Annotated in this window: 8 protein-coding genes and 1 pseudogene; 1 reads left to right on the top strand and 8 read right to left on the bottom strand. The window is 32.8% G+C overall.

Annotated elements, in window-relative coordinates; translation table 11 throughout:
• Positions 1 to 971 precede the first annotated feature (971 nt).
• From POF52_RS23465 to POF52_RS23490, 6 genes are all read right to left on the bottom strand, one after another.
• Entirely contained in the window at positions 972 to 1,730 is a 759-nt protein-coding gene (locus tag POF52_RS23465; RefSeq protein ID WP_271995319.1) for a DeoR/GlpR family DNA-binding transcription regulator, read from the bottom strand.
• Positions 1,731 to 2,011: 281 nt separating this feature from the next.
• Positions 2,012 to 3,178 (bottom strand): Gfo/Idh/MocA family protein, encoded by a 1,167-nt coding sequence (locus POF52_RS23470; RefSeq protein ID WP_271995321.1) that lies wholly within the window; start codon positions 3,176 to 3,178, stop codon positions 2,012 to 2,014.
• Positions 3,179 to 3,213: 35 nt separating this feature from the next.
• Entirely contained in the window at positions 3,214 to 4,137 is a 924-nt protein-coding gene (locus POF52_RS23475) for a sugar phosphate isomerase/epimerase family protein (protein ID WP_271995323.1), read from the bottom strand.
• Between the two features lie 84 nt (positions 4,138 to 4,221).
• The gene (locus tag POF52_RS23480; protein ID WP_176583645.1) at positions 4,222 to 5,655 is read right to left on the bottom strand and encodes a sugar porter family MFS transporter; all 1,434 of its coding nucleotides are present in this window, start codon (positions 5,653 to 5,655) and stop codon (positions 4,222 to 4,224) included.
• A gap of 979 nt (positions 5,656 to 6,634) precedes the next feature.
• Positions 6,635 to 7,666, bottom strand: coding sequence for a LacI family DNA-binding transcriptional regulator (locus POF52_RS23485; protein ID WP_271995326.1), 1,032 nt, complete (start codon positions 7,664 to 7,666; stop codon positions 6,635 to 6,637).
• 1,279 nt (positions 7,667 to 8,945) lie between these two features.
• Positions 8,946 to 9,416 carry an Lrp/AsnC family transcriptional regulator gene (locus POF52_RS23490; RefSeq protein ID WP_271995328.1) on the bottom strand — a complete coding sequence of 157 codons (471 nt, stop codon included), beginning with the start codon at positions 9,414 to 9,416 and terminating at the stop codon, positions 8,946 to 8,948.
• Between the two features lie 237 nt (positions 9,417 to 9,653).
• Here POF52_RS23490 and POF52_RS23495 point away from each other — a divergent pair, with 237 nt between their 5' ends.
• A complete protein-coding gene (locus tag POF52_RS23495) occupies positions 9,654 to 10,562 on the top strand; it encodes a DMT family transporter (protein ID WP_271995330.1) in 909 nt (302 codons plus the stop codon).
• A 165-nt stretch (positions 10,563 to 10,727) separates the two neighbouring features.
• Here POF52_RS23495 and POF52_RS23500 read toward each other — a convergent pair whose 3' ends face one another.
• The gene (locus POF52_RS23500) at positions 10,728 to 11,462 is read right to left on the bottom strand and encodes a class I SAM-dependent methyltransferase (protein ID WP_271995331.1); all 735 of its coding nucleotides are present in this window, start codon (positions 11,460 to 11,462) and stop codon (positions 10,728 to 10,730) included.
• Between the two features lie 381 nt (positions 11,463 to 11,843).
• Positions 11,844 to 11,990 (bottom strand): annotated as a pseudogene (locus POF52_RS23505) (aldo/keto reductase); the annotation flags it as partial.
• Positions 11,991 to 12,007 lie beyond the last annotated feature (17 nt).

The following is a 12,007-nucleotide window of genomic DNA, read 5'->3' on the forward strand; positions in this document are numbered from 1 at the left end:
TTAACTAACCTTGTATATCATATACAGCTTAAAAACAGAAAAAACTGCTGGGCTCAACAGCAGCTTTTTTTGTTTCTTGAAAGGTAGTCGTAAAGTGATGATCCAATCCATCTTGAGTAGTTTGCTCTAGTTATTGTACTTTATTTATAATAGGCAAAAAACTGTTTATAACTTTGATTATGATAGAGTAAGAGTAGATACATAACTATTTTGTGATGGTGTTAATTTAGGAGATATAACTAAAAGTGTGGAGAGGAGTCGAGGAATTTTTTCATAAAAAAACCGATTCTTATTTTTATCGTTGGGAATCGGTTGGTGGATCAGTTTTATATTCCATATAGATTTTCAACTAAAATCATCCTTACTTTACTTTTGTTTTTAAAATTGCATTTCCGTAACTATCCATTGATTTACTATATACTTCTCTTACGTTAGAAACTAATTCAATTATTTTTCTCATTTTGTTTTCCTCCTTTATGATTTGTTGTTCTCATTATGTCATGTATGGCCTTATTTAAGCAAAGGCACTGGAAACGGAAACAACGACCATGAAAGCGAAAACATTGGCAATGAAAGCGTGTAAAATGTAGTGTTTTCTTACTATTTCGCGACTTTTCTCTACTTTTCAGTATAATTCGAAAATTAAAATGGAGCTTCTTAAGTTTTTTTCTCTTTTAGTATATATTTTCCCTTGGTTATATCGAGACCTCAATAAGAAGAGGCAGAATGGTATCTACTGTTGTATTAAGTTATTTACTTCTGATAATGCTTGTTAGAGTAACTAAAATAAGAATCCTTTTTTTCATTGAAAGAAGAATTTCTTAACTTCTTTTTAAGACTTTAAAGGTTTCCAGACAATCTAAAAAGCCTAATCCTGATTTAGATTAGGCTTTGACTTTAATTAAAAAAGATTAATCACTTCTTAATTAAATTATTAACTCCGACTAGCAAACAGGTAAAATAATAACTGGTTATTCCTTAATAACGACGAGCTCAATATTATTTTCTTTAGCATAATCTTGATAACTTTCATCTAGAATATCATCTGTTATTAGGTAATCAATCTCTTCTAATCCGCAATAAGTAACCATAGCATACTTGTTAAGTTTAGTATGATCTACCAACAAAAAAACGTCTGCATTTCCTTTTACTATTGCTTCTTTCATTCCACTTTCAATCGGCGATGAATTTGTAACTCCATTTAATATTGATACACCTGTTGAAGCCATGAATACCTTATCGAAATTATATTTCTTAAAAGAATCTGCGCGGCTATAACTAGAAAATGATTTAGTATCACGTTCGAGCAATCCGCCAGTTGAAATCACAGTTAAGTTTTCAAAAGGTAAGGCTTCAATTATAATATCCAGGTTATTAGTAATAATAGTTACTTGTTTGTTTTTTAGAAATGTAACCATTTCTAATGTGGTTGTACCTGAATCTATAAATATTACATCTTCATTTTCTACATAATCAGCTGCAGTTTTAGCAATTAAGCTTTTTTGAAGCTGGTTTCGTGCTTTTCTCTCGTTAAATGATTCAAGTTTTGCATGGTTTATAGCTACTCCACCATATACTTTTTGAATCATCCCTTCTTTAATCAGCTTTCGAATATCACGTCTAATCGTGGTCTTAGAAACACCAAAAACAGTACCGAGATCCTCTAATGAGACAGATTGGTGTTCAAAAACATATTCCTGAATTTGTTGAATTCGCTTTGTTTTTAACATTATAATCCTCATCCTCAAATTATAAATCTAAAATCAATTTCCTCGATGAATTTATAGTTATATCTGTTGAAGGTCTCTAATTTTTAATTATTTATCAGTGTACCTCTTTCGAGTGAGAATCATTTACTGCACCAAAAGGTGTTAAGTTAATGATTGGTTATCCAGAGAATAAAAGACTAAAAAAATGCTTTACCTCTTAATTGAAGTAAAGCATATTTTCAAATTTTAATTGATTCCTCTATGCATCAGTTATATAGAATGAATTGAATCACCTTTAAAAGTTATTGATACTCTACCCAAACAGCACCATTATCAGCAGAACGTACACAATTCTCTACCCATCGAACCCCTTCAACTCCTGCCTTAATATCTGGATACCACATATTCTCTAGTGTTTCCCCACGATCTGCAGCATCCATTGCTAGTGCGAAACGCGTGTATAGATTTGACCAGCCTTCAAATAGTCCCTCAGGGTGTCCTCCACCTATACGATCGTCAACCAATGCTTCAGGGTAAAGGTAATCCATGCCTCGATCTAAAACCTGAGCTGGCTTACCTTGGATTTCATAGCGTAATTGATTAGGATGTTCATCCCACCATTCAATACTAGCTTTTGAACCAATCACACGGATAGTTTGGCCATGCATAGAGCCAGCATTTACGCATGATGACCAAACGGTTCCAACCGCACCATTATCATATTCCATAATTGTAAAAGCATTGTCTTCAAGGGGGGCGCGACTATCTACAAAACTTTGACGAGAACACATTAATTTCTTGATTTTTAGATTGGGCAACATTACCTCAGACAAGTAAAGAGGATGCGTTCCTACATCACCTAATACATAACTAGGTCCAGCTACTTTAGGATCAACACGCCATTTTGTACTTGCGTTACCTTCCTCTACTGCGGATGAATGGAAACCGTGAGCAAATTGCATTTTAACAATTCTAATTTCACCTAAATCTCCATTTGCAATCATTTGACGTGCTTGTTCTATCATTTGATGTCCTGCATAACCATATGTAACCCCCACAACACGGTTCTTCTTTTTCGCAAGAATCTCCAATTCTTCTGCCTCTTTACTCGTAAAGCATAATGGCTTTTCACATACCACATGTAGACCAGCATGTAACGCCGCCTTTGTAATTTCAAAATGTGTTCCATTTGGAGTAGCAATTGAGACAGCTTGAATGCCATCTTTACGTTTAGTTTCTTCTTCAAACATGGTTTCATAATTAGGGTAGCAACGCTCTGGATCAACATGTAAATTGACACCAAAGTCCTTCCCACGTGCTGGATCGATGTCAAATGCTCCAGCTACCAATTGAAAATTATTATCTCTCAATGCAGCTGAACGGTGGATATAACCAATTTGACCTCCTTTTCCGCCGCCTACCATTGCCCAACGAATTGGTTTATCTACCTTTTTCTCTCCGTAAATCATTCTCTACATCCCCTTTTCTCTCAATCAAATTCTTATTAATAACCCACACTTTTTAAATAATCAACGCTTTGTTTAACATCACGTAAACTTGTGTCAGAGTTTCTAGGATCTCGCTCTTGCTCAATTGTGATGTATCCATGGTAATTGATTTCCTTCAACAATTTATGAATCGAATTGTAATCAATGACGCCTTGTCCAATCGGGCACATAACCCCTTTAGCGCAAGCATCGAAAAAGCGAATACGTTCTTCCATTACTTGTTTATATATATCAAGATCAATATCTTTAAAATGAATGTAATCTAATCGATCTGAGCACTTTTGAAGCCACTCTAACGGATCCATTTTTGAATAATATAAATGCCCTGTATCTAGGCAAAGTCCCGCCATTTCATAAGGTATATCTTCTAAAAGTTTTTCAATTTCGTCTTCAAATTCAATATAACCACCTGCGTGTGGGTGAATGACAGAACGTACGCCATATTTTTTCCATGCCCTTTCTGCCAGTGCACGAATATGGCCCATCATATTACCCCAGTCCCTTTCAGATAATCGTACTGCCTTGTCAGGGTGGCCCGCGTAATAATCCCTCTCATCATGTCCCCAATCAATAATGACTAAATAGGGAGTTAGAAATTTCTGTTCTTTTTCTTGCGGAGTTGAAGGTAGCTTTGTTATTAATGAACAAATATCATCGACCTGATGTAATAAATTTTCTAAGTTAGACTCTGATACTAAATCATCAAAAATTGTCCCTGCTATTATCGTTAAATCATTTCTAGAGAGCTCTGCTTGTACTCTTTCAATATTCATGGGTATATATCCATAAGGTCCTAACTCAATTCCTTTATAACCAGCTTGTGAAGCTTCATTTAAAACTTTTTCCCAAGGTGGAAGATATGGATTTTTAGGATCATCAACGCCCCAACAACAAGGCGCTCCTGAAATTTTTATACTCATCTATAACACTCCCAGTTTCTATATATTTATTTAAGCGTTTTCATATTGTTTTTTAGATATTCTTATAAATCCCACAGTTTACTTCTACTGAGCCTTATTTATCGGAGTAGTATTACTCTTCTTGTCGTATTTTGAACGAAACTCTTCTTCTAGTTCCTCAAGTGAACGGCCATTTGTTTCTGGCATAAATTTATATACAAACCAAATGCCTAATAATCCAAGGAATACGAAACTTAAGAATGTTGCGGACAAACCAATAGAGCTTAGTAAGACGGGGAATGAAAACCCAATTATACAGTTTACTATCCACAAGAAGAATATACTGATGCCCGAACCAAGGCCTCTTAATCTTTGTGGGAATATTTCTGCAATAACTAAAAATGTTACTGGACCTATGCACCCCTGCATGAATGCAAGAAATATAACAGTTAAAGAAAGTACAACATAGGGAAGTGAGGCAGAGCCTTCAAGAATATTAGAAAATATTGAAATAAGTAAAAGCGCAGATGAAGTTCCAGAAAGCCCAACAATTAACATCGGGCGGCGGTTAACTTTTCCAACCAGCCATATACCGAAACAAACAGCAATTACCGAAACTAGCCCGTTAGCAATGTTAGCAATCAAAGCTGCTTTTGTACCAAAACCAGATTCCTGAAGAATCTGAGTACCATAATACATAATTGAATTAACACCTGTAATCTGATTAACAACAGCCACTCCAATTCCGATGAATAAAATACGCTTCAGCCAAGGTGTAGAAAAGTCTTTAATGGAAGCTTTCATAAGCGTTGAATCTCGTTTTACTGCCTCTTGAATCTCTTCATACTCAGCTTCAGCTTGATTTTCATTACGAATTTGTTTTAATACCCGTAAGGCCTCATCTTTTCTTCCTTTGGAGGCTAGCCAACGTGGACTTTCGGGAACAATCAGCATACCGATAAACAACATTACAGCAGGAATTGCACACAAGATCAGCATATATCGCCAGACATGTCCAACATCTCCCCATACTACACCAAGAATAGCATTAAAAACGTAGGCCAGTAATTGACCTCCAGTAATCATAAGCTCGTTCTGGGTAACCATTCTTCCCCTTTTCTCTGCTGGTGCCATTTCTGCTAAAAAGGCTGGTACCATTGAAGATGCTCCACCAACAGCTAGACCTAGCATAAAGCGAAAAAGTACCATAACTGGAATATTAGGAGCAAAAGCTGTACCAATCGTTGCAATCAAAAATAGTAATGCAAGATTTAAAATTGTTTTTCGGCGTCCATAGTGATCCGCCAGTCGTCCACCTAAAAATGCACCGATTGCTGCCCCAAAAAGCAATGAACTTGTAACAAAACCTTCTGTAAACGGTGTTAAATTAAGTTGATCAGTTCTGGACATAAAAGGTAAAGCCCCATTAATTACCCCCGTGTCATAGCCGAATAAAAGTCCACCAAACGTAGCAGAAACCATAATGATTTGTAAATAACTCTTATGATTTTTTGGCTTTTTAATTGCTTGATTACTCATGCATTATCATCCTCATTGGTCATATTTTATTAACTCCAATTAATGCATTAATTCGTTTGTCCTTATTTATCAAACTAATAAGAGAAAAAATATAGTTTTTAATAACGCGCAAGGTAGCGCTTTCATTTATCTTAATAAAAGTAAATCACCACTCACTTTAAATAAAACTGAACTATCTCAAATAACCTTACTCTACATCCCTATTTTCTTAAATTTTTTTATAACAACTTACTCTCTATAACTATCAATTCCATTCCATTACTAACTATGTAGTAGGTAGATTATATAGCATTTGTTCCCTCACTTTTATCTCACTTTTTTTTCACCATTCTATATTCATCTCCTCCTCTAAATAATCTTTACACATATATGGACTGCACATAAAACATAAAGCGCTTTACATTTTGTATAAACATATATGATAAGCATTTAAAATGTCTTATTAATCTAAAATAACGAAAGCGCTTTATGTTTTGTAAACCAATTGTATAATATTCAGTATATTTTGTAAATATTTTTTTAAGGGCTATATCCTCACTTTTAACATAAGGCCGTTCCACTTAAGGCGAAAGGCACCAACAGATCAATAATAACTACCCTTTTTAGAAAAGATATTCTATTTTATATAATGGATAATTTTAAACATAAAGCGCTTTATATATTTATTTTATAAGAAATTAATCGACCACTTTTTTATTGCCGCCCTATTCTACATACTTTACAAACCTTAAATTATCAACTTGAAGGTGTAGAAGCATATATTTAACCACTATATTTGAGAGAAAAGCAAATTAATTATTGAGCTTTCGATTTATAATTAAAAGTGATGTTGAGCATATATATACATGTTCAACATCACTATAATATAAAAATTCAAATATTAAGCTAGATCCATTAATACTTAGATCGCTCTTTTGAACATAAATTTGTTGGCTTCTTCTGTTCATTTTTCTTTTTCAAACACCAACATACTAGTAAATCATTCATTTTGTATAGAAGTTACGTTTCTAGATTGTACCGGACAAAAGCTCGTTGATTTTCTAATAATCAATTTAGGTAACATTAAAATCTTTTGTTTCTCTATTCTTTTTCCTTTTATCTCTTCAATAAGTAAATCCACAGCTTGAGAGCACATATTTTGAACTGGTACTTCTACTGTTGTTAAAGGAGGGTCACAACTTTTAGATAACAAGGTATTATCAAACCCGGTGATGGATAGATCTTCAGGAACTTTTAAACTTTTTTCTCGCGCTCCCAAAAGAGTTCCAATTGCTAATACGTCGTTACAAGACATAATTGCAGTAGGCGGGTTGAAAGAATCCAATAAGCTTGTTGTTAAAAGTTGTGCATGTTCCGGACTTGAATTACTAGTCACAATCAGTTCTTCAGGAATATCCAAATCATTATCTTTTAACGCTTGCTTGTATCCACGTATACGCTCCTGACTACTTGAATTATCCTCTGCAATAACTGCAATTCTTCTATGACCTAGAGAGATTAAATGAGAAGCTAACTCATATCCTCCAATAAAATTATCAACCGTTACGGTGGTAAGAGATGAATACGGCTGAGATTCAGAAAGAAGTATAACTGGAATATTATCCTTTACCAATTCTAAAGCTATTTCTCTGTTTCTAAAGCCACCGGCTAGAATAAATCCATCTACACGTTTCTGCCTTAGCAAAGACACGTAGCGTTCTTCTTTCTCTAACTTCAAATCGGTACTACAAACCACAACATTAAATCCATATTCATGTGCCCGATCCTCTACTCTACGAGCCATTTCTGCAACTATAGGGTTAGCTATATCCGGTAGCAGAAATCCAATTGTAGATGTTCGCTTCCCTGTTAAGGCAGATGCAACGACACTTGGCTTATAATTTAGCTCTTGCATTACTTTTAAAACTTTTTGTTTTGATTTCTTTCCTACTGGTTGATTATTTAAAACCTTTGATACTGTAGATATAGAAACCCCTGCTTTTTCTGCCACATCATAGATAGTTGATTTCATTTATTATATACCTTCTTTCTATCATACGATTAACCAGTTCAGTTACTTTTATAGTAACTTCCTTAATCAGCTTTATAAGCTTATACAATTGATGTAATAACTTCTGTTTTTTGTCTTTTTTACTCGCGAATACTTATTAATTGATATAATCATTAATTGAAAAGCGCTTTAGATATATTAAACAAAAGATATTATAAACAATTTATAGCATCTTTTATTTTAAAGATATAGAAAGCGCTTTAGATATTGTTATTATATATGTATATTCCATTATTCTCAATGTTTTTGGTATTAAATTACAGTTATTAATGAAACTTATCTTTTCTGTTAAAGGTACCACTATATATTTATATACAATGTTAATTACCGTAAAACATGTTACATGTAGCAAAGACACCCCTACATTTTTCATCAAACTGCTCCATCATAACTTTTTTGACACGCTTGATGCAACAATGTGCTCTTTTTAAAAATTGGTTCTAATAATCCATAATTATGTTAAGTAAATCTTAAGGTATTTCCTGAAAATATTTAGTTTTAATATTTACTCTTCATGAGGACAAATACCTAATTTTACTTCTTATCACATACCACTATATCTTCTACTTCCCTTTTAAGAAATTGATGTATCTATGATAAATAAACAGAAAGTGTATAATTATTTGATATTAATATATTTTAGAAAAGATATTCTTAATTAAAAATACAATATAAACGTATTTTATTTAAAACGGTAAATATATAAAGTATATTATGAAAGTTATAGTTTCACTATTTACTCTACCTGACGACAAATACAACGTTTTTCTATAAGGTATGTAATATGTAACACTATTTTTAAGTAGGTAAGTTAACTGTTACATATGTTAAAAACATTAAATCAAACTTATATAAATGGCATTATCTTTTTTACTTATATATCACGCGTTGTAATACTATACAATTTATATTTAAAGTTAGAATAAGTAACAATTTGACATCATCTATAGTAAGTGGTGAGACTTTAATAACATATTAAGTATATTAGCATTTACTTAACTTAGATAGAAGAAACAATTGGTTTCTATCTAAGTAGAGTCCATTATATAATTTGTTTTTAAATTTATATGTATTAGTATATCTCTTAGATAATTGGAACAAAATGTGATTAGAATACCTTCCGACGTTGGTATTTGTAACACAATTTTCTGATTGTCTGCATGAGAAAGAACTACTGTTGGTCAGGGACAGTAGTTCTTTCTATTTTAGGCTACATATGATATTCCTTTAAATTTAAACCTTAGATAGGGAGCAAAGTTGAGTCTTTAATTTCTCTTAGAGCTAAGCTAGTTTGAATCCTTGTTATACCAAGCTTATTTAACTTTCTAATAAATGCTTCTAATTCCTTTCTATCTCTATTGGCAATTTTCAGAAGATAATCATATTCTCCAGTTAAACAATGACACTCCAAAACTTCTGGCATAGAGCGTAGGACATTTTCTAACACATCTAATTTTTCGGCTTGATGTATATTTGTACTCATAAAAATAAAGCATAATAAGTCGAAACCTAATTTCTCTTGGTCTAAAATAGCAACTTGTCTTTTAATAAAACCTTCATTTTCTAAACGCTTAATCCGTATATGTACTGCTGGAGGAGATAAATTAACGCGTTTTGAGATCTCTATATTACTTAACTTAGCTTCTCTTTGTAACAAATCTAAAATTTGGATATCTACTTTATCTAAAACCTTACTCATAACGGATTCCATAGTTTATCATTCCTTTTACAATTATTTTAAGAACGCTCCTTCAAAAACGATTTTAATTAATTTCACAAATAAAATTAACTGATTTATTTTTAAATATTTTGTTTTTACTTAATTATACAAAAGATTTAAATGTTAGTCGCGTGATAATGTTAAAATAATTAATAAGAAGTATCATTGTGCACAATGGCTTCTATCTTTTTCGTTATCTCAATGAAAATAGAAAAGGAGCTAAATGATATGAGATATTATTTGTTATTACTTTTCACAAGTTTACTGTGGGGAGGGAACTTCATTGTAGGAAAAACACTTACCGATCACGCTTCTCCTACAACATTAACTAGTCTAAGGTGGATGATTGCTATCGCTCTTCTAGCCCCTATCGTTTTTTTGACAGAAAAAAAGATTCTCCCTCATAAAAAAGCTATTATTCCATTGATTTTCATGGGAGTTACCGGGGTAGTCCTATTTCAAATATTGCAATTTATGTCCCTAGCAAAGACATCAGCTATTAATGTTGGACTAATATCGACGCTAAACATGCTTTCAATTGCTATTTTTTCCTTTCTATTCTTAAAAGAGAAGATTAATGTATTACAGCTTTTTTCTATGATCCTTTCCCTCTTTGGAGTTATTCTTGTACTTTCAAAAGGGAATCTTCATTTTATTTTCTCATTACAATTCAATATAGGGGATTTATATATGTTAGGAGCAGTAGGCGTCTGGGGGCTATATTCAGTATGTAGTAAATGGGCTATGCAAACGATAAGTCCCATGATGTCTACTTTATATTCGGGGATATTTGGATTGCTTGTTCTTTTACCTTTTAATATTTCAAGTTTTAGGGTTATCCAAATGGATTCTTCTTTCATAAAATCTATTTTATACACTGGCATTATTTCAACAGTTGTTTGTATGGTTCTGTGGAATGTTGGTGTTCAAAAATTGGGAACTAATACATCAGGATTGTTTTTAAACTTTAATCCCATATTTACATCTATCCTAGCCTACATAATATTAGGAGAAGAAATGAGCCGGGTTCAAGGAATAGGTAGCATAATTGTAATTAGTGGCTGCTATTTGTTTTCATATTTTAAAACAAAAACTGTTTTTAATGCAGTTTCCAGTGAGTCTGAAATACAAACATAATTTTTTCATTTGAAGATTGTATATGATTTTTATTTATCATAAATACATGTATATAACATACAAAATTAGTCAACATAATCATCATTATCGGAAATAAAAAAGGTGTCCTTTTAGTAGGTTAGGACACCTTTTTATTAGCTAATTGATTCTTCTTTATGAAACAAATTAATTTTTTTCTGCCAAGATTATTAAAAACATGGGTCTTCTAGTTTCATGTACCATTTCAGGGGTACTTTCTAACATTTTATCAGAAGGCATTGGTTCCTTTACTGCTTTGATTGTAAAATCGGTACTAATCAGGTCATTCATATAAGTAGAAAACGTACGATGATATTTTATTACATCCTCAGTTAAAAAGGACGTATTCCGAATCCCTTCTTCTTGATAATGATCGATAGGCCAATGTATAGGATTTTCATCATCATCATAGTACCAGTCTTGTTCATCCCGAGAAGTAAAGATCGGATGCTCTACTGAGAAAAGAAATGTGCCACCCGATTTTAAAAAACTAGATATCTTTTTAGCAACTTCTCTAAATGACTTAATATAATGAAAAGCTAAAGAACTAATAACCACATCAAATTCTGATTCTTTAAAATCAATATCCTCTATTGGCATTTGGATGTATGAAATAGAAGGATCCTCTGTTTTTTCACGAGCTTTTTGAAGCATCTTCTCAGATATGTCCACACCGATTACTGAACGTGCCCCTTTTTGGCTTGCAAATTGGCAATGCCACCCAAAGCCACACCCTAGATCCAGTACTTTTTTATCTTTCATATCTGGCATTAACGTTTTTAATACATGCCACTCTCCGGCTCCCTCAAGTCCTTTAATAGAACGTGGCATCTGCTCGTATGCAGAAAAGAATTTTTCAACATCATATTTATTTTGTTTCATTACGGATAACATCTCCTATATAGTAAAATAGCCTCCTAAGATCACTCAAACGTCTATTACAGGAGGCTACCTATCTTCTCCTTACCATTACAACCACTCCATTTCTTTCTGAAAATGCTACCAATTATCATAACATAAGGTTAGCTATTCAGGCATAGAAAAATTCATCCGTAAAAAATGTATGAGTTTACTGATGGTATGGGAATAGCCTTTCAGTACATTGAGCAAACTACCTAAGATGGATTGGATCATCAAAAAATAAGATTGCGTTACAGAAAACTTACTGTGCAGAAGTAGTAAGTTTTTCTGTTTTTAGGCTGTAAACTACATATATTTTTAGTTACCATAAAACATTTTCTAAGAAGTACCGTCGCTATATTCATAAGCAGCAGCCGTATCAATCAGGCGATAACCTTCCATCAAAGCATTATAAACCGATTCCTCGCATACATCTTCATCATCAATTTGATAAACTACAAATCCGAGTATTGGCATCTCCACACCATTGTTTAATATAACAGTTTGCATGCTAAAGCCTCCGATTT

This window comes from Priestia sp. AB (assembly GCF_028369225.1).
In the GTDB taxonomy this organism is placed as follows: Bacteria; Bacillota; Bacilli; order Bacillales; family Bacillaceae_H; genus Priestia; species Priestia megaterium.